The organism is Citromicrobium bathyomarinum (genome assembly GCA_001306305.2).
In the GTDB taxonomy this organism is placed as follows: domain Bacteria; phylum Pseudomonadota; class Alphaproteobacteria; order Sphingomonadales; family Sphingomonadaceae; genus Alteriqipengyuania; species Alteriqipengyuania bathyomarina.
Map to the genome: position 1 here is coordinate 2,691,776 of CP155577.1, position 17,821 is coordinate 2,709,596.

Sequence of the window (17,821 nt, forward strand, 5' to 3'; positions counted from 1 at the left end):
TAGGCCAATTGCTTAGGTGTATGAGTGAGCCTTTCGACCTTCTCGTGATCGGTGGCGGCATCAACGGCGCCGGCATCGCCCGCGATGCTGCGGGCCGCGGCCTCTCGGTGCTGCTGGTGGAGAAAGACGATCTTGCCGCGCACACCTCCAGCGCCAGCACCAAGCTGGTCCACGGCGGCCTGCGCTATCTCGAATATTACGAATTCCGGCTGGTGCGCGAGAGCCTGCAGGAACGCGAGGTGCTGCTGCGCAACGCGCCGCATATCATCTGGCCGATGCGCTTCGTGCTGCCACACCATTCCGGCCTGCGCCCCGCCTGGCTGCTGCGGTTGGGCCTGTTCCTGTACGACCATATTGGCGGGCGAAAGCTGCTTCCGCCGACGAAGAGCGTGAACCTGCGAGAGCCGCCGCACGCCGCGATCCTCAAGCCCTTTCTCAAACGCGGGTTCGAATATTCGGACTGCTGGGTCGAGGATTCGCGGCTGGTCGTGCTCAACGCGGTCGATGCGAAGGAACGCGGCGCGGATATCCGCACGCGCACCGAATGCACCGGGCTGGCGCGCGATGGCGACCTGTGGCGCGCAACCCTGCGCGACGGTGCTGGCGAAACGCAGGTCAGCGCGCGGATGGTCGCCAACGCCGCCGGGCCGTGGGTCGATCAGGTGTTGCAGCGCGCGCTCCACCGCAACACCCCTGCCCACCTGCGGCTGGTGAAGGGCAGCCACCTGATCGTGCCCAGGCTGTGGGACGGGCCGCACTGCTACATCTTCCAGAACGGCGATGGGCGGATCTGCTTTGCGATCCCCTACGAACAGGACTTCACCCTGCTGGGCACCACCGACGAGGCGTTCGAAGGCGGCCCCAACGAGGTCGCGATCAGCGAGGACGAGGCCGCCTATATCTGCGCGTCGGTGAACGAATATCTCGCCACGCGGGTGCGCCCCGAAGACGCGGTGTCGAGCTATTCGGGCGTGCGCCCGCTGTACGAGGATGCGGCGGCCAGCGCTTCCGAAGTCACCCGCGACTACGTGTTCGAGGTCGATGATGAAGGCGGTGCGCCGATCCTGTCGATCTTCGGCGGCAAGATCACCACCTTTCGCAAGCTCGCCGAGCATGCGCTGGAAAAGCTCGCTGTCGGCGGGAAGCCGTGGACACACGACGCACCTCTGCCGGGCGGAGACATGCCGGTACGGGGCCATGCACAAGTGGTCGCCGCCTGCGCGTGGTCGGGCCTGCCCGAACATGTCCTTGCGCGGCTCGTGCGTGCCTACGGCATCCGGATCGCGGATATTATCGGTAGCGAAACGGCGCCGGCGGATCCTGGCGCAGAAATCGCGTCCGGCGTGTTCGAGGCAGAGTTGCGATACCTGCGCGATGTCGAGTTCGCCCGTACCGGCGAGGACGTGATTTGGCGGCGCAGCAAGCTGGGCCTCCATCTCGATGAAGCGGGCCGCGAGGCGATTGCTCGCTGGTTTGAAAGCTAGCCCGCAACCCAATCGGCAAGGCGCAGGAATTGCTCCAGCATCCATTCGACCGGCGGGCCGATGGTGTTGGAAATGATGCCGGTATCGGGAAACACCCACACCACCGCGATCAGCACCACGAACAGGATCATCCCGACCTGTTGCAGCTTGTTCCAGTACACCGCCCAGCTGCGCGGCAGCAGGCCTTCGACGATGTGCGACCCGTCGAACGGCGGGATCGGCAGCAGGTTGAAGAAGGCGAGGAACACGTTGATCAGGATGAAGAAGAACAGCGCGCTGGGGATCAGCGCGATGGCACCGTCTTGCGTGGAGACCTGCGGCAGGCCCGTATCGCTCGCCATAAGCATCGCCCCGTCGGGCGCGCTTAGGCCGAACAGCACCGCGCCGATCAGCGCGAGCAGCAGATTGGTCAGCGGCCCTGCGGCGGCGACCAGCATCATCCCGTAGCGCGGATTGTTCAGCCGACCGCGTACCACCGGCACCGGCTTGGCCCAGCCGAAGATCGGCCCGCCGACCAGCGCGAGAAAGCCCGGCACCAGCAGCGTGCCCACAGGGTCGACATGCCTGATCGGGTTGAGCGTCAGCCGCCCGCGATCATAGGCAGTGGTATCGCCCAGCAGCATCGCGACCCAGCCATGCGCCACCTCGTGGCACACGATCGCGACGATCAGCGCGGGGATCAGCAGCGCGGCAAAAGTGAGGGTGTCGGTCATACCCGCCTATCTGGGGTCGGCGGGGTCGGAAACGAAGTGCATCCGGCACACCGCAACGTAGCGCTCGTTCCCGCCGATCTCGGTCTGCGCGCCGTGCGTCACCGGCTCGCCGGCATCATCCACCCGCTGGTTCATCGTCGCCTTGCGTCCGCAGTGGCACACCGCCTTCATCTCGACGAGCTTGTCGGCAATGCCCAGCAGCGCTGCCGAGCCGGACCATAGCTGCCCCTGGAAATCGGTCCTCAGGCCATAGCAGATCACCGGGATATCGTGCCGGTCGGTCAGCCGGGCCAGCTGCCACACCTGATCGCGGGTGAGAAACTGCGCCTCGTCCACGAGCACGCAGGCGAGCTTGGGATCGGCCGGACCGCGCCCCGCCGCCTCCTCACGCACGCGCGCGGCGACATCGGTTTCGGGGGTGAAGCGGTGCGCATCGCTGGTCAGGCCGATCCGGCTGTTGATCGCGCCGAACGCCGGGCGATTATCGACCGCGGCGGTCCACAGTGAGACGTCCATGCCCCGCTCACGATAGTTGAACGCAGTCTGCAGGAGCAGCGCGCTCTTCCCCGCATTCATGCTGGCGTAGTAGAAATAGAGCTTGGCCATCGGCGGTGTCGCAGCGGGGCCGCCTACTCCTCCCCGTCGCCCGGATCGTCGTCCAGATCGCGCGCGACCTTGGGATCGTTCAGCAAGCGCTCGATCCGGTCGGCTTCCTCGAAGCTCTCGTCCGGGCGAAATTGCAGCTTGGGCGCGAACTTCAGGCCCAGCCGCTTAGCGACCTCTCGCTGGAAGAACGCGGTGTTGGTGCGCAGCGCCTTGACCACGACATCCTCGTCCTCGCCCAGCAGCGGCTTCACGTAGACGCTGGCGTGCTTGAGGTCGGGCGTCATCTTCACCTCGGTCACGCTGACCGAGTGCGCGCTCAGCGTCTCGTCGTGCACCTCGCCCCGAGTGAGCAGTTCGGACAGGATGTGCCGCACCCGCTCGCCCACCTTGAGGACGCGGACAGATTGCTGTTCTGCTGAAAATTGCTGGCGGGCCATCAGGTATCTCCTGTCGGTCTCGGGGTGGGAATTGCAGTGCTGGTTGCACGGGCGAGAAGCGCACCAGAAAGGTCGAACAACTCGGCCTCAAGGAAGATAACCTTGCGCCCCCGTCGTACCACGCGCCCCTTCCCGACCAGCGGGCCGGCCGGGACAGGCTTGAGCAAACTCATTGAGATTTCCAGGCTCAGCGGGGCTTCCACATGATCGGTCGCCCAGACATGGGCCCAGCCCATCACCTCGTCGAGAAAGCCCGCCACAAGGCCACCCTGGACGCTGCCTCGCTGCGTCACGAAACTTTCGGGCGCGTCGAAGCGCAAGGTGATCTCCTCGCGCTCCCTATCGAAACTGTCGAACTGCGTGCCCATCAGATCGGCATGCGGTGAGCCGAAGGCGTGCTTGCTATACTCGGTCACTTCTCGTCAGTTTCTCGCCGTTCGAGTGCCTTCGCGATCCGGTGCAGTGCATCGGAGCCTCGCCGGGTCTCGTAATAGATCCCGGCGAGGATGATCGCAGCGAAGACACCGATGACCAGGTCCATCACAGCGTCCGTTCACGCTCCTCGACTTCGAAGACTTCGAGCTGGTCACCCGGCTTGATGTCGTTCGTATCTTCGAGCACCACGCCGCATTCGAGGCCCGCGCGGACTTCGTCCACGTCGTCCTTGAAGCGCCGCAGCGAGGCGATGGTGGTCGACGAGACGATGACATCGTCGCGGGTGAGGCGGGCGTGGAGACCCTTGCGGATAACGCCTTCCTCGACCAGCAGACCGGCCGCCTTGTCCTTCTTGCCGGACTTGAAGACTTCCTTGACCGCTGCCCGACCAACGACGTGCTCGATCCGCTCCGGACCCAGCTCGCCCGCCATCTCCTTCGCGATCTCTTCGGTCAGGTGGTAGATGACGTCGTAATACATCATCCGCACGCCTTCGCGTTCGATCTGCTGGCGCGCCTTGGCGTTGGGACGCACGTTGAAGCCGATGATCGGCGCATTGCCGGCAGCCGCCAGCGTCACGTCGTTTTCGGTAATCGCGCCCACGCCCGAGTGCAGGATGCGGACCTTGATGTCGTCGTTCGAGAGGTTGGTGAGCGCGGTCTTGATCGCCTCGACCGAGCCCTGCACGTCCGCACGGACCAGCAGCGGGAATTCGATCGCCTTGTTGGCGAGCCCGGCGAACATCGCGTCGAAGTTCGTCGGTGCGAGCGCGGTGCGCTGCTCGTTCGCCTTGTCCTGACGATATTCGGCGACTTCGCGTGCGCGCTGCTCGTTCTCGACCACGGTCAGCTGGTCGCCCGCGTTCGGCACCCCGCCGAGGCCGAGGACCTCGACCGGCATCGAAGGCCCGGCTTCCTTGATCTGCTTGCCCTGGTCATCGATGATCGCACGGACGCGTCCGCTCATCGTACCGGCAACCAGAGCGTCGCCCTTCTTGAGCGTACCGCGGGTGACCAGCACGGAAGCGACCGGGCCACGGCCCTTGTCCAGCTGCGCCTCGATCACGGTGGCTTCGGCCATGCGATCGGGGTTGGCCTTGAGCTCCATCAGCTCGGCCTGCAGGGCGATCTTTTCGAGCAGCTCGTCGAGCCCGGTGCCCTTGAGCGCGGAAATCTCCACGTCCTGCACGTCGCCCGACATCGCTTCGACGATGACTTCCTGTTCCAGCAGGCGCTCGCGCACCTTCTGGGGGTTGGCGTCTTCCTTATCCATCTTGTTGATGGCGACGATGATCGGCGTGCCGGCGGCCTTGGCGTGGCTGATCGCCTCGACCGTCTGCGGCATGATGCCGTCGTCGGCGGCGACCACCAGCACCACGATATCGGTGACGTTGGCACCGCGTGCACGCATCTCCGTAAAGGCGGCGTGGCCAGGCGTGTCGAGGAAGGTGATCTTGTCGCCGTTCTTCGTCTTCACCTGGTAGCTGCCGATATGCTGGGTGATGCCACCGGCCTCGCCGCGGGTCACATTGGTGCCGCGCAGCGCATCGAGCAGGCTGGTCTTGCCGTGATCGACATGGCCCATGATCGTGACCACGGGCGGACGCGGCTTCAGGCTTTCTTCCGGATCGACATCCTCTTCGGCCTTGATGTCGATATCGGCATCGGAGACCTTCTGGATGTTGTGGCCGAACTGCTCGACCAGCAGTTCCGCAGTGTCCTGGTCGATCGTCTGGTTGACGGTGACCGCCATGCCCAGGCTGAACAGTTCCTTCACCAGATCCGCGCCCTTTTCGGCCATGCGGTTGGCGAGTTCCTGCACGGTGATCGCCTCGGGGACGACCACGTCGCGGACCTGCTTCTCGCGCGGCTTGGACGAGCCGCCGCCCTGCATCCGGCGTTCCTTCTCACGCGCACGCTTGAGCGCCGCGAGGCTGCGGGCGCGGCGACCCTCGTCCTCGTTGAGCGCCTTGGTGACGGACAGCTTGCCGGAACGGCGCTTGTCGGGCCGCTCTGCCGCGCGAGCGGGCTTGTCTTCCTTCTTGGCCTTTTTCTCGGGCTTCTTGGGTTCGGGCCGCTGCACGGGAGTGAACTTGCGCGCTGCGGGCACCGCCTTGCCGGTGGACGCGGGCTTGGCGGCCTCTTCGGGCTGCGCAGCTTCCGGCTCGACCTCGGCTGCGGGCGCTTTCGGCGGAGCCTTGGCTTCTTCCTCGGCCCGCTTGGCAGCTTCTTCTTCCGCCTTGCGGTTTTCCTCGGCGCGCTTTTTCTCGTCCTCGGCGGCCTGGCGGGCCTTCTGGTCGTCACGCTTGCGCGCCTCTTCAGCCATCCGCAGGCGATCTTCCTCGGCCTCGCGCTGAAGCCGGGCGACGCGTTCCTGCGGAGTCTCGTCGGCGGGCGCGGCCTTCTTGGGCGCAGACTTCTTCGCCGCGGGCTTGGGAGCGGGCGCAGGCGCAGGCGCAGGAGCGGGGGCCGGAGCAGGCGCGGGCGCTGCCTCAGGCGCTTTCGCTTCTTCGGCGGACGACGGAGCCGGTGCGGCCTCGCCGGGCTTGAGGATCTTGCGACGACGCTTCACCTCGACCGCGACCTTGTTGGTGCGTCCATGGCTGAAGGTCTGCTTGACCTCGCCCGATTCCACGCTCCGCTTGAGGCCAAGCGGTTTGCGGGTCCGGGTGTTGTTTTCGTCGTCGCTCATAAAACTCGTTTCTTCCTTCAGTCACATCGTCGCGAAAAGAGAGGCCCCCGTCTAGGTGGCCCCGTCCCCGCTCACGTCTTCGCGGGCACCCGCAGACGCATTCCTATAATGCAGCAGGCGCGTCAGGGCCTGATCGACCCGCTTTGCCGCCTCTTCGTCGGCGAGCGCCAGATGGACGACATTGTCGCGGCCCAATGCCACAGACAGCGCCGCACGGTCCAGTGGCAAGCGCGTACCGCCCTCGCCCGAACCTTCGCGATCCATCCCCACACGCCACGCTTGGTCCAGCTTGGCGGTGCCGCCGTCACTTGCATCGCTGGCGTGATAGAGCGCACTCAGCACTCCGCCGCGCGCATGCTCGGCAATCCGTTCGGACCCCAAGATAAGGTGTCCGCTGCGCATTTCGAGCCCCAGCCGGTCGGTCAGGGTGCGTAGCAACGCCGCATCGATCTGCGCGGGCAGATCGTCGGGCACGCGGGGAGGCGCGGATTTGAAAGCGCGGGCCAGCGCTCCCTTGAGCTTGCCCTTCTCCATCGCGGTTTCAAGCGCGTCGCGCGAAACGCCCAGCCATGCGCCGCGACCCGGCGCACGCGCGCGCGGATCGGGCAGCACGTCACCGTCGGGTGAGATCGCGAGACGAATCAGTTCGTCCCGCTCGCCGTGGCGTCCGGTCAGGATGCACTTGCGCTCCGGCGATTTCCCGCCGGGGCGCGTGCGCTCAGTTGTCGGCGTCAGAGACTCATTGTTCGGAGTCCGCATCGGCGGCCTCCTGGTCTGCACCCTCGGATGCGGTTGCGGGCTTGGCCGGTTCTTCATCTTCGAACCAGTGCGCGCGAGCAGCCATGATGATCTCGTTGCCCTGCTCTTCGGTCAGGCCGTATTCGCCCAGCACGCCGCCCTTGTCCTGCTCGCGCTGCGGACGGTCGCGCCGCATCGGCGGGCCATCGGCGTTCGCATTGTTGCGGCGACGCGGAGCTTCGCGTTTCTTGGCGATCAGCTCGTCGGTGGCGAGATCGGCCACATCGTCGAGCGTCTTGAGCCCGGCCTTGCCCAGCGTGACAAGCATCGCCTCCGATAGGTGCGGCAGGTCGGCCAGCGCGTCCTCGACGCCCAGTTCGCGGCGCGCCTCGCGGTGCGCGGCTTCCTGCCGTTCGAGCGCTTCGGTCGCGCGGCTCTGCAGTTCCTCGGCCAGTTCTTCGTCGAAGCCTTCGATCATCGCCAGCTCGTCCAGCTGGACGTAGGCGACTTCTTCCAGCTCGGCGAAGCCTTCGGCGACGAGCAGCTGCGAGAGCGTTTCGTCGACGTCCAGCTCTTCCTCGAACATCTTGGAGCGAGCAGCGAATTCCTTGCTCTGCTTTTCCGAGGCTTCTTCCTCGGTCATGATGTCGATCTGGTTGCCGGTCAGCTGGCTGGCGAGGCGCACGTTCTGGCCACGGCGACCGATCGCCAGCGAAAGCTGATCGTCGGGCACCACGACTTCGATGCGGCTTTCATCCTCGTCCAGCACCACGCGGCTGACGGTGGCAGGCTGGAGCGCGTTGACGATGAAGGTCGCCTCTTCCTCGCTCCACGGGATGATGTCGATCTTCTCGCCCTGCAGTTCCTGCACGACGGCCTGCACGCGGCTGCCCTTCATGCCGACGCAGGCGCCGACCGGGTCGATGCTCGAATCGTGGCTGATCACGCCGATCTTGGCGCGGCTGCCCGGGTCGCGGGCGGCGGCCTTGATCTCGATGATGCCGTCGTAGATTTCGGGCACTTCCTGCGCGAACAGCTTCTTCATGAAGTCGGGATGCGCGCGGGTCAGGAAGATCTGCGGACCGCGGTTGTTGCGCTCCACCTTGCTGATCAGCGCGCGGACACGTTCGCCGACACGGGCGGCTTCGCGCGGGATCTGCTGGTCGCGACGGATCACGCCTTCGGCGCGGCCGAGGTTGACGATCACGTGGCCGAATTCGACCGACTTGATGACGCCGGTGATGATCTCGCCCGCGCGATCCTTGAATTCGTCGTACTGACGCTCACGCTCGGCATCGCGGACCTTCTGGAAGATCACCTGCTTGGCGCTCTGCGCGTCGATGCGCCCCAGATCGACCGGCGGCAGCGGGTCGACGATGAAGTCGCCCACGGCGGCGCCGTCCTGCAGCTTCTGCGCCTGCTTCAGGTCGACCTGCTTGAAATAGTCCTCGACCTCTTCGACCACTTCGACGACGCGCCACAGGCGCAGGTCGCCGGTCTGCGGGTCGAGCTTGGCGCGAATGTCGTTTTCCGCACCATAGCGGTTACGGGCCGATTTCTGAATCGCCTCTTCCATCGCTTCGATGACGATCGACTTGTCGATCATCTTTTCCGAAGCGACCGAGTTGGCGATCGCGAGGAGCTCCGCGCGGTTGGCGGAAATGGCAGTGGCCATCAGTCGTCAGCCTTTTCTTGTTGGTCTTCTTGTACTTCCTCGGCACCCGTGGTGTCGAGCGGTCTGGTCGCGGCGATCAGCTCGTCGGTGAGGACGAGCTGCGCCGAATGGATCTGGTCGCGGGGTAGTTCGACGTCGCCCGCCTTGCGGTCGGTGATGGTGACCATGTCACCCTCTATGCCTTTCAGGCTCCCACGATAGTTGCGCTGGCCGTCATAGCCCTTGGCCATCGAGATCTTCGCCTCGTGCCCTGCCCAGTCGGAAAAATCCTTGGTGCGGGTCAGCGGGCGGTCGATCCCGGGCGAACTGACTTCGAGGTGGTAAGCCCCCTCGATCAGCACGTCGCCCTGCTCTTCGAGCGCGTCGATCTTGGCGGAGACGGCGCGGCTCAGCGCGGCGCATTGTTCGATCACCAACTGCCCGGTCGCCGGGTCTTCCGCCATGATCTGCAGCGCCTGCGTGCCATCGCCGGCTTCGGACGGCATCATCTTCACGCGCACGAGCTCGAATCCCAGGGCCTGCGCCTCGGGCTCGATAATCTGTGTCAGTCGCGCGATATCTGCCATTCGGTCTCCGTTTCGTTTCCGGTCTGCATGGCCATGCGGCTTGGCGCCGGTGCCTTTCGGCCCGGCCCAACACGGTGCCAGCAATGTCGGGATGGCCGCTAGTTAGGCGCAGTTCGGGCAAAATGCAACGCCGTTCGATGCTAATTTGCGGCTTGGTATGCACTACGGTGGAAAGACGCGCCGCTAGTCCCCGCCCCCGGGATAGGTCTTCAGGCTCGCGAAATAGCGGATCAGCGCCGCATGCAACAGCGTATCTTCCGCCGCACCGCCCAGTTCGACACCTCTCGCCGGGGCGTCGCTCGCACGGTGATAATCGCTGCCCATGAAGCTTTCGAAATCAGCCCGGTCGGCCAGCGCGCTGGAGACCAGCACGGCGGGCACGCCCTCGACCAGCAGCGCCCAGCCATCCTGCCGGGGCAGAAAGGCATCCTGTAGATCCGAAGGGACTATCTCGCGCCCCTGTACACGCGCGACCTCCGAAATACCGTAGTCGAGTGCGGTCTTGCCAGCGCCCAGCACCACCACCGGCGTCCCGCGCGGTGCGATCGCCATCGTGTCAAGGTTGAACGCCGCCGCGATCGTGGGCAGCGGAACCGGCGGATCGGCCACGAAAGCCTTCGCGCCGAGCAGGCCCAGCTCTTCCGAACTGGTGGCGAGAACGATCACATCGCGGTCGAGCGGGCCGTCGCGCAGCGCGATCCGCACCGCCTCGATCATCACTGCAAGGCCGCTGGCATTGTCGACCGCGCCATTGCACAGCCGATCGGTCGCATCGGGCGGGCCGCAATCATCGCCCAGATGATCCCAGTGCGCCAGCAGCACCACCGCGCCTGCGCCCGGAACCCGGCCCGGCAGGCGGCCGATCACGTTGGCGGTCTCGATCCGGTCGGTCTTCTGCGCGATGCTCGCCTTCAGAATTGTGTCATAGGCGATCAGGCCAAGGCCATCGGGATGCCGCTTCGCATTCCCGCCGATCGCGTCGCTCAGGCCGGCGCTTGCCTGGGGGGAGAGAAGCAGCACGGCAGGGCCGGAGGTATCGCTTCCCAGCCGCCAGCGCCCACGCGAGATCAGGCCGGCGGTCTTCTCATATTCCTCGGCCGTCTGCGTAGTGACGATAAGCGCCTTGGGCGCTGCAGCCTCGAATTTGGAGAACAATCGCGGAAGCTCGGCCGCAGGCACCCGCACTGCGCGATTGACCAGTGAGCGCGGCTGCAATTCTTCGAAGTCGGGATCGAGGCCCACGATCGGCACGTCGGCAAGGTTGGCGTCGTCCCGGCCGGGATCGACCGCGATCAGCCCCTGCGAAAGCGACACGCTGCGCGAGCCCCGCGTGACCGTGGCCGTGCTTGACCCCGCTTCTTCCGACGGCTGGCGGCGGACGAGGGTGAAATCCTGCGTCCAGTCGCCCTCGCCCGCACCCGGCTGCAGGCCGATTTCGGAATAGCGCTGGATCAGCCAGCGCTGCGTCTTCGCCTCCCCCTCGCTGCCGGGATAGCGGCCACCGAAATCATCGGCTGCCAGCGCGCCGATATCCTCCGCCAGCCGCCCCTCCACCACATCGAGCGAGGGGCCGGCGTGCGGCGCGGGCACGGTTGCGCATGCAGCAAGCGAAAGCGCCGCCGCACCCACTGCGATGGTGCGCGAAAAGGCGATCATGATCTGGTGGCCCCAAATCTCATGACCTAGTCGGCGGTCCAGCCGCCATCGACGCTCCAGTTCGCGCCGTTCACGTTGGCCATCGAATCGCGGCACAGGAACACCGCCATCTCGCCGATATCTTCCGGCTGGACGAACTTCTTGGTCGGCTGCTTGGCCAGCAGCACCTGGTCGATCACTTCCTCGCGGCTCATCCCGCGCGCCTTCATCGTGTCGGGGATCTGGTTCTCGACCAGCGGCGTCCAGACATAGCCCGGACTGATGCAGTTGACCGTGATTCCACTGGTCGCGAGTTCCAGCGCGACCGTCTTGGTCAGCCCGGCAATCCCGTGCTTGGCCGCCACGTAAGCCGACTTGTAGGGCGAGGCGACCAGCGAATGCGCGCTGGCGGTGTTGATGATCCGCCCCCAGCCACGCTCCTTCATGTGCGGCACCGCCAGCCGGATGGTGTGGAACGCCGCAGACAGGTTAAGGGCGATGATCTTGTCCCACTTGTCGACCGGGAACTCCTCGACCGGGCTGACATGCTGCATCCCTGCATTGTTGACCAGAATGTCGACCCCGCCGGCCTGCTCCATCATCGCCTCGATCGCGGCAACATCGGTCAGGTCGCTGTCGAAATAGTCCGCCCCGCCCAGTTCCTTGCGCAGCTGCGCGATCTCGCTTTCGTCCCCGAAGCCGTTGAGGATCACCGCCGCGCCTTCTGCATGCAGCGCGCGTGCGACTGCCAGTCCGATGCCGGAGGTCGATCCGGTAATAAGAGCCTTCTTACCTTCGAGGAACATCGCTAGCCTTTCGTGTATTAAGCACTGCGTATGGAGCCAATCGCCGCCTGGGTGCCGTGGTTCCGCTGGCAGGCGCACATTGCAAGGGTTTTTCTTCGTAATGCGCGCGGGGAGAAGACAGGGGGACAAGCGCGATGCGGCTCAATCCATTCAACACCGACAATATCGATGTGCGCGGCGGCGGTGGCAGCCGCTTCCCCGGTGGCGGTGCAGGTCAGCTGGGCTGCGGCACGATCATCATCGCCGGGATCGTCTCGCTGCTGTTCGGTACCGATCTCGGCCAGACAATCGCGGTTTTCGACAGTGTCGACCAGGCGACCAATGGTGGTCAGGTGGCCAATTCCCAAAGGAAGATGAGCGAGGAAGAGCTGTGTAGCAGCAGCCAGTACGCGACCGAGGCGTGCAACGCGCTGCAATCGCTCAATAAGACATGGGAGCCAGTCTTCGCGCAGGCGAATGTCGGTTTCGAACAACCGTTCCTCTATCTGTTCAGTGGCGGCGTGAATACCGAGGGGTGCGGCAGCGCAAGCTCTGCAGTCGGCCCGTTCTACTGCCCGGCGGATGGCGGCATCTATCTCGACACCGGCTTTTACGATGTGATGCAGCGCCAACTGGGTGCAGGCGGCGATTTCGCGCGGCTCTATGTGGTGGCGCACGAATACGGACATCATATCCAGAATCTGACCGGGCTCGCCGCGCAGGTGCGCAGTCTCCAGCAACGCTCCCCGCGCGACGCAAATGCGCTTCAGGTGCGTATGGAGCTGCAGGCCGATTGCTATGCCGGGGTGTGGGCGGGCAAGAACAGCGATCTTATCGAGCCGGGCGATTTCGAGGAAGGCATGGAAGCCGCCGCGGCGATCGGGGATGATGCCATTTCGGAACGCATGGGCGGCAGGGCCTCGCCCGAGAGCTTTACCCACGGTACCAGCGCCCAGCGCATGGAGGCATTGCGGCTCGGCATAAGAAGCGGCGATGATACGACCTGCGACCGCTATTTCGCGCCCGAGTCGTTCTAGGCGCGATTCCGCCAAGGGGGGCAGGCCGACAACGCCATGGACTTCATCCGTAACCTCATCACGCTGATCCAGCGGCTCCAGACGATCGTACGCGACGGGCAGAAGCGCGGCGACCTTCCCGGCATGGCGATGGCTCTGGTGCGCGAGGTGACCGGCAATAACGGCGAAGAGGATAGCGAGGCGAGCGGGCCTGCAATCTATCAGGGCAAGCGCGCACAGGCCGATCAGGGCACGCCCGAAAGGGCCTCTCGCGCGACCGCCCGCAACCGCGCGGCGCGCGATACCGACCTGCCCGAACCGGCGGTCTATCGCAGGCCCGAAGGCAGCAACGACGCGCCCGATTTCGAGCCTGCCCGGGCGCCAGCGCGCAATGCGGGCGAGGCTGAAGAGCAGTTCCCCCAACCTGCCGCAGCGCCGCTGCAAAAGGAGGACTACGACTACCAGCCCGCCTCCGCCACGCCCGAAGACACCGCGATCGAGCCGAAATACGAACCCGCCCGCGCCTCCGCGCCAGAGCCTGAGCCCGAGCTTGAAGAGGCGATGGAACTGAGCGCCGCCGCGGTCACGTGGGACGATGACCCTCAGCCCGAGCCACCGCCACCCGCGCCCAGCCCTGCGCCGCAGGAGATGGTGCCAACTGAAGCGGTGGAGGTCTCGGCCACGCCGGTCACGGCAGAAGCGAAGGAGGACGACGACGACGAGTGGTTCGACCTCGAAGACTGGCAAGGCACAGCGCTGAAGGTCGCGGGTGTCGGGGCCGCCGCCGCCGCAACCGCAGCGGGCGCAATGGCGATCAAGGACCGTTTCTTCGACCGCGACGACGAAGAAGGTGGCGATAAGGACGGCAGCGAGGAAGACCGGCCTGAGGCTGCCGCGAGCCGCTCCGCTATCCCACTCCCGTCAGGCGATGAACCGCTGGTGCAGGATGCGCCTGATGCCGATGCAGAGCAGCGCTCCGAGGATGAGGGCGACGGTGACAGCGACGACGACGAGAATGGCGGTCGCAAATGGGCTGCCGCTGCCGCCGTTGCCGCTCCTGCCGTCGCCGCCGTGCTTCCCAAGGCGTCCGGCGAGGAGGAAACGCAGGAGGAAGAACCCTCCACTTCCGAAAGCGAGCGACCCTCGCCCCCTCCCCCCGAGCCACAGCCGGAACATCGCCAGCAGGTCGAGATCATTCCTGCCGACCCGCGCAATCCGGCAACCCAGCCCGCCTCCCAGTCGCTCGCCAGCCCCGGCATCCGCCTCTACGGCACGATGGACGCCGCGATGTACGCCGAGTTCAGCGAGATGCTGTCCGAACAGGAACCGGGCGGGCCGATCGTGATCGCGCTGACCACGATGGACGGCGATCCCGAAATCGCCCGCAGCATGGCCGAGGATATCCGCCTGCTGCGCGATCGCGGGCGGCGCGAGATCATCTTCCTCGGCAAGACCGCGGTATATTCCGCAGGTGTGCTGTTCATGGCCGCCTTTCCGGTCGGCCAGCGCTACCTCACCCGCGCGACCAAGCTGCTGATTACCGAGAACAAGCGCGCGCAGCCGATCCAGCTGCCGGGCGGATCGCTGCGCAGCGTGGCCAGCCAGCTGGAACATGCCCGGCGCGAGATCCAGCGCGAGATCGACCAGGAAGACGACGACTTCCGCGCGATCTCCGAAGGGTCCAATGTCAGCGTGCAGGAACTGCGCGAAAAGGCGCCGGGCGACTGGCACATCACCGCCAGCGAGGCCAAGGCCATGGGGCTGATCGCCGAAGTCGTCTGAGAATCGGCTGTCCGCGCCCAAAGCAAATCTACGCAGGCGCAGGTTTGAATTTCGCTGCCCCGCCGCCATCTTGGGTTGCATGACAAAACTCTCCCTGCTCGACCTTCTCCACGTCACCGAAGGTGGCGACGTCCGCCGCTCGCTCGCCAACGCCGTCGACATGGCACGCCATGCCGAAGCACTGGGGTTCGAGCGATACTGGTGCGCGGAGCATCACGGGATGGAAGGGATCGCCAGCGCCGCGACATCGGTGGTGATCGGCCATGTCGCTGCCGGGACCGAGAAGATCCGCGTCGGCGCGGGTGGGATCATGCTGCCCAATCATTCCCCGCTGGTGATCGCGGAGCAGTTCGGCACGCTCGACGCGCTCTTCCCCGGGCGAATCGATCTGGGGCTGGGCCGCGCGCCGGGCAGCGACCAGCGGGTCGCCGCCGCGCTGCGCCGCAATCTCGACAGCAATCCCGATGCCTTCCCGCGCGACGTGGTCGAGCTGCAAAGCTATTTCGCCGATGACGGGCGCACCGGGATCAGGGCGACGCCGGGTGCGGGTGCCGACGTGCAGCTCTATATCCTCGGCTCCAGCCTGTTCGGCGCGCAGGTCGCGGCGATGCTGGGCCTGCCCTACGCCTTTGCCAGCCACTTCGCGCCGCAGGCGCTGGATGACGCGCTGAAGATCTACCGCGAACGGTTCGAGCCGTCCGCTGTGCTGAGCGAGCCCTATGCGATCTGTGGCTACAACGTCTTCGCCGCCGATACCGAGGAAGAGGCGCAGCTGCTCGCCAGCTCGATGCAGCAGAGCTTCGTACGCCTGCGGACCGGCCAGCCGGGCAAGTTGCCGCCCCCCGTCGAAGGCTATCGCGAGAGCCTGCCGCCGCAGCTTTCGGGGATGCTGGACGGCGTACTCTCGGCCACTGCGATCGGCACGCGCGATCAGGTGCGCGAGCAGATGAACGCCTTCGTGGAGCGCACCCAGGCCGACGAGCTTATCATCGCCGGGTCGATCTACGACCACGAGGCGCGCAAGCGCAGCCTGGCCCTGGCCGCAGAAGCCTTCGCGGGCGAACCCGCCGCGGCCTGACCTCGAAAAAAGAGGGCGGCGCACGTCTGGGGGAAACGTGCACCGCCCTTACTGATGCTGCTCCCAGCGTCAGTTTGTCCTGCCGACCTCGCGCATCGCCTCATCGAGCGCGCGCAGCGCCTCGGTCCGCTCTCGCCGCGACAGATCGCGATCGCTCTCGATCTCGCGGCGGGCGCTGGCAATCGCGTCTTTTGCGCTCACCATCATGGCGGTGCGGCAGAACACCATCACCTTCTTGCCATCGGGACCGATACGCTCGGTCACCGCTTGGTCGCTCCCGTCGCAAGCGAAGGTGAATTCGGGCATCTCGGCAGCGGCCTGGGCGAGCGCGAGGCGGGTCTCGCGCTCGATCATGCCGCTCTCGCCAAGGCTCCGGCGCATCTCATCCAGTTGCTTGCGCAGGTCGCCATTTTCTCCGAGCCGCTTGCGCAGAAGCTCCATCTCGCTCCGCAGCTCGCGCTGCATGCGGTCGGTATCGACCCTTGCATCGCGCAGGCTGTCGAGCCCGGCTTCGATCTTGGCCCGCTCCTCTGGCGTCGCGGGGCGACCATTGACGGTGTAGGTGGTCCGCTTGGTGCGCTTGCCAGAGTCGTCGGTCGTCACCTTGCGTTCGACGCGGACCACACGCTCTGCGTCATCGCCATCGTCTCCGTCAGAGAGCACGAAGACAGCGGGCGCTTCCGGTGCGGCGGGTGCCTCCGGCGCGGCAGGCGCATCCGGCGCAGCCGGAGCCACGGGCGCGAGCGGTGCCACCGGCGCTACCGGGGCGAGCGGTGCCGCAGGAGCCTCGGGCACGCCCAGCGCCTCTGCATAGGAAATCGATGCGGTCAGCGGCACGGTGGCAAGCGCACCGATCATCAGCGTGCGTGCGGCAATCCGCCGACGCGGGGAAATATCGGACATGGTCAGGCTCCTCAGACGGTGGATAATCGATTTGTCCCCCAGCACAGGGCACGCCATCGGCGCGGCCAGCGCCAGGCTGGCGCGCCTGTCGCTGCGGGTCGCGAAGGACGCGATCGTGGTTGCGTAGGCTTCGCGCCGGCGCGCATCGCAGCGGGCGACGACACGGGCATCGCATGCCGCTTCCTGATCGCGCCGCATCGCACGCCAGCCGACCCAGCCGAGCGGGTTGAACCAGTGCAGCGCGAACAGCGGCTGGACCAGCGCGTTGACCAGCAGGTCATGCGCGCGGTGGTGCGCAAGCTCGTGCTCCAGTGCGAGATCGCGGCGGGTCTTCTCGGTATTGGCCATGAAGCCTTCGGGCAGCGCGACCACCTTGTCGAACACGCCGAACGCGACCGGCGATGCGGTGGCAGGCGATTCGATCAACCGCACGCTGCCGCGCGTGCCCACGCCGATGCTCGCTCGCAGAAGCTGGCGGCGCATGGCGAAATAGAGCGTGTAGCGGCGGATCAGGAAGACCAGCACTCCGGTCAGCCACACCACCATTCCGATCAGCGCCCAGTCTGTGGTCGGCTCGCTCGCCACCATGGGTTGCAGCAGCAGCGCACCACCGCCGGTTTCGGCGAGCGTGTGCTCTCCTATTGGCAGAAGAACCGCCGTGGGTTCCGGACCCATCGATGCCGGCAGCACAATCGGCGGAAGGACCAGCCGCGCGACCGGCAGCGCCCACAGCGCGTAGGCGGCCTGCGCCCCAAAATGACGCGACACGGGACGGCGCAGCACCAGCACTGCGGCGACTAGCGCGCCGGTCCACAGCAGCGTGTCGAGGGCGAAATCCTGCAGGTCGATGCTCATTTGCGCATCTCCTTCAGCAGGCGTTCGATCTCGCCGAGATCCTCATCGGTCAGCGCCTCGCTCTCGGCCAGGTGAGCGAAAAGAGAGGCCGCGCGCCCGCCGAACAGCCGGTCGACCAGCCGGCGGGATTCGCCGCCGACATAGTCCGCACGCTCGATCAGCGGGGTGTAGAGGAACCGGCGTCCGTCGGGCTCGGTCGCCAGTGCGCCCTTGCTCACCAGCCGGGCCAGCAGCGTCTTGACCGTGGGCATGGACCAGCCGCGCGCTTCGCAGACCTGATCGCACACATCGGTCGCGCTGACCGGATGGCGATCCCAGATCACCTCCATGATCGCGTGCTCAGCCTCGCTGATGCGTTCGCCCTTCCCTTCTTTCGAATCGGACATCGACCGTCTCCCTCCTCATCCGTCTACACCTGTAGC

17 protein-coding genes are annotated in these 17,821 nt (G+C 66.0%); 4 read left to right on the forward strand and 13 right to left on the reverse strand.

Going from position 1 to position 17,821, the window contains the following annotated elements:
- The first annotated feature begins 20 nt into the window (after positions 1–20).
- Positions 21–1,484 carry a glycerol-3-phosphate dehydrogenase gene (gene glpD, locus VO57_013375; protein ID XBL69111.1) on the forward strand — a complete coding sequence of 488 codons (1,464 nt, stop codon included), beginning with the start codon at positions 21–23 and terminating at the stop codon, positions 1,482–1,484.
- On the opposite strand, the gene VO57_013380 is transcribed toward glpD, so the two are convergent.
- The 11 genes from VO57_013380 to VO57_013430 all read right to left on the reverse strand — a co-directional run bounded on the left by VO57_013380 (position 1,481) and on the right by VO57_013430 (position 11,786).
- On the reverse strand, positions 1,481–2,197 hold the full coding sequence (locus VO57_013380) for a site-2 protease family protein (GenBank protein XBL69112.1): 717 nt from the start codon (positions 2,195–2,197) through the stop codon (positions 1,481–1,483). The genes glpD and VO57_013380 overlap by 4 nt on opposite strands.
- A 6-nt stretch (positions 2,198–2,203) precedes the next feature.
- Positions 2,204–2,803 (reverse strand): thymidine kinase, encoded by a 600-nt coding sequence (locus VO57_013385; GenBank protein ID XBL69113.1) that lies wholly within the window; start codon positions 2,801–2,803, stop codon positions 2,204–2,206.
- Positions 2,804–2,826: 23 nt separating this feature from the next.
- On the reverse strand, positions 2,827–3,240 hold the full coding sequence (rbfA, locus tag VO57_013390) for a 30S ribosome-binding factor RbfA (GenBank protein XBL69114.1): 414 nt from the start codon (positions 3,238–3,240) through the stop codon (positions 2,827–2,829).
- Entirely contained in the window at positions 3,240–3,608 is a 369-nt protein-coding gene (locus VO57_013395; protein XBL69115.1) for a PaaI family thioesterase, read from the reverse strand. The genes rbfA and VO57_013395 overlap by 1 nt, the downstream gene beginning before the upstream one ends.
- A gap of 44 nt (positions 3,609–3,652) precedes the next feature.
- Positions 3,653–3,781 (reverse strand): hypothetical protein, encoded by a 129-nt coding sequence (locus VO57_013400; GenBank protein ID XBL69116.1) that lies wholly within the window; start codon positions 3,779–3,781, stop codon positions 3,653–3,655.
- A complete protein-coding gene (infB, locus tag VO57_013405) occupies positions 3,781–6,366 on the reverse strand; it encodes a translation initiation factor IF-2 (GenBank protein ID XBL69117.1) in 2,586 nt (861 codons plus the stop codon). The genes VO57_013400 and infB overlap by 1 nt, the downstream gene beginning before the upstream one ends.
- A 51-nt stretch (positions 6,367–6,417) precedes the next feature.
- The gene (locus VO57_013410; protein XBL69118.1) at positions 6,418–7,125 is read right to left on the reverse strand and encodes a DUF448 domain-containing protein; all 708 of its coding nucleotides are present in this window, start codon (positions 7,123–7,125) and stop codon (positions 6,418–6,420) included.
- The gene (gene nusA, locus VO57_013415) at positions 7,106–8,779 is read right to left on the reverse strand and encodes a transcription termination factor NusA (protein ID XBL69119.1); all 1,674 of its coding nucleotides are present in this window, start codon (positions 8,777–8,779) and stop codon (positions 7,106–7,108) included. The genes VO57_013410 and nusA overlap by 20 nt, the downstream gene beginning before the upstream one ends.
- Positions 8,779–9,345 carry a ribosome maturation protein RimP gene (rimP, locus tag VO57_013420; GenBank protein ID XBL69120.1) on the reverse strand — a complete coding sequence of 189 codons (567 nt, stop codon included), beginning with the start codon at positions 9,343–9,345 and terminating at the stop codon, positions 8,779–8,781. The genes nusA and rimP overlap by 1 nt, the downstream gene beginning before the upstream one ends.
- A 183-nt stretch (positions 9,346–9,528) precedes the next feature.
- Positions 9,529–11,001, reverse strand: coding sequence for a M28 family peptidase (locus VO57_013425; GenBank protein XBL69121.1), 1,473 nt, complete (start codon positions 10,999–11,001; stop codon positions 9,529–9,531).
- Positions 11,002–11,027: 26 nt separating this feature from the next.
- Complete coding sequence (locus VO57_013430; GenBank protein XBL69122.1) at positions 11,028–11,786, reverse strand: 3-hydroxybutyrate dehydrogenase; 759 nt, start codon at positions 11,784–11,786, stop codon at positions 11,028–11,030.
- Positions 11,787–11,920: 134 nt separating this feature from the next.
- On the opposite strand from VO57_013430, the gene VO57_013435 reads away from it, so the two are divergent.
- From VO57_013435 to VO57_013445, 3 genes are all read left to right on the forward strand, one after another.
- The gene (locus tag VO57_013435) at positions 11,921–12,802 is read left to right on the forward strand and encodes a neutral zinc metallopeptidase (protein ID XBL69123.1); all 882 of its coding nucleotides are present in this window, start codon (positions 11,921–11,923) and stop codon (positions 12,800–12,802) included.
- Positions 12,803–12,838: 36 nt separating this feature from the next.
- Entirely contained in the window at positions 12,839–14,563 is a 1,725-nt protein-coding gene (locus VO57_013440) for an ATP-dependent Clp protease proteolytic subunit (protein ID XBL69124.1), read from the forward strand.
- Positions 14,564–14,642: 79 nt separating this feature from the next.
- The gene (locus VO57_013445; GenBank protein ID XBL69125.1) at positions 14,643–15,641 is read left to right on the forward strand and encodes an LLM class flavin-dependent oxidoreductase; all 999 of its coding nucleotides are present in this window, start codon (positions 14,643–14,645) and stop codon (positions 15,639–15,641) included.
- A gap of 69 nt (positions 15,642–15,710) precedes the next feature.
- Here the strand turns inward: VO57_013445 and VO57_013450 are convergent, their stop codons facing one another.
- The gene (locus VO57_013450) at positions 15,711–17,399 is read right to left on the reverse strand and encodes a M56 family metallopeptidase (GenBank protein ID XBL69126.1); all 1,689 of its coding nucleotides are present in this window, start codon (positions 17,397–17,399) and stop codon (positions 15,711–15,713) included.
- Positions 17,396–17,785: a BlaI/MecI/CopY family transcriptional regulator gene (locus tag VO57_013455; protein XBL69127.1), complete on the reverse strand. Its 390-nt coding sequence runs from the start codon at positions 17,783–17,785 to the stop codon at positions 17,396–17,398. Before VO57_013455 ends, VO57_013450 begins: the two co-directional genes overlap by 4 nt.
- Between the last annotated feature and the right edge of the window lie 36 nt (positions 17,786–17,821).

Coding starts and splice junctions, on each gene's coding strand:
- glpD (XBL69111.1), top strand. CDS start 21: ATGAGTGAGCCTTTCGACCTTCTCGTGATCGGTGGCGGCATCAACGGC.
- VO57_013380 (XBL69112.1), bottom strand. CDS start 2,197: ATGACCGACACCCTCACTTTTGCCGCGCTGCTGATCCCCGCGCTGATC.
- VO57_013385 (XBL69113.1), bottom strand. CDS start 2,803: ATGGCCAAGCTCTATTTCTACTACGCCAGCATGAATGCGGGGAAGAGC.
- rbfA (XBL69114.1), bottom strand. CDS start 3,240: ATGGCCCGCCAGCAATTTTCAGCAGAACAGCAATCTGTCCGCGTCCTC.
- VO57_013395 (XBL69115.1), bottom strand. CDS start 3,608: ATGGGCACGCAGTTCGACAGTTTCGATAGGGAGCGCGAGGAGATCACC.
- VO57_013400 (XBL69116.1), bottom strand. CDS start 3,781: ATGGACCTGGTCATCGGTGTCTTCGCTGCGATCATCCTCGCCGGGATC.
- infB (XBL69117.1), bottom strand. CDS start 6,366: ATGAGCGACGACGAAAACAACACCCGGACCCGCAAACCGCTTGGCCTC.
- VO57_013410 (XBL69118.1), bottom strand. CDS start 7,125: ATGCGGACTCCGAACAATGAGTCTCTGACGCCGACAACTGAGCGCACG.
- nusA (XBL69119.1), bottom strand. CDS start 8,779: ATGGCCACTGCCATTTCCGCCAACCGCGCGGAGCTCCTCGCGATCGCC.
- rimP (XBL69120.1), bottom strand. CDS start 9,345: ATGGCAGATATCGCGCGACTGACACAGATTATCGAGCCCGAGGCGCAG.
- VO57_013425 (XBL69121.1), bottom strand. CDS start 11,001: ATGATCGCCTTTTCGCGCACCATCGCAGTGGGTGCGGCGGCGCTTTCG.
- VO57_013430 (XBL69122.1), bottom strand. CDS start 11,786: ATGTTCCTCGAAGGTAAGAAGGCTCTTATTACCGGATCGACCTCCGGC.
- VO57_013435 (XBL69123.1), top strand. CDS start 11,921: ATGCGGCTCAATCCATTCAACACCGACAATATCGATGTGCGCGGCGGC.
- VO57_013440 (XBL69124.1), top strand. CDS start 12,839: ATGGACTTCATCCGTAACCTCATCACGCTGATCCAGCGGCTCCAGACG.
- VO57_013445 (XBL69125.1), top strand. CDS start 14,643: ATGACAAAACTCTCCCTGCTCGACCTTCTCCACGTCACCGAAGGTGGC.
- VO57_013450 (XBL69126.1), bottom strand. CDS start 17,399: ATGAGCATCGACCTGCAGGATTTCGCCCTCGACACGCTGCTGTGGACC.
- VO57_013455 (XBL69127.1), bottom strand. CDS start 17,785: ATGTCCGATTCGAAAGAAGGGAAGGGCGAACGCATCAGCGAGGCTGAG.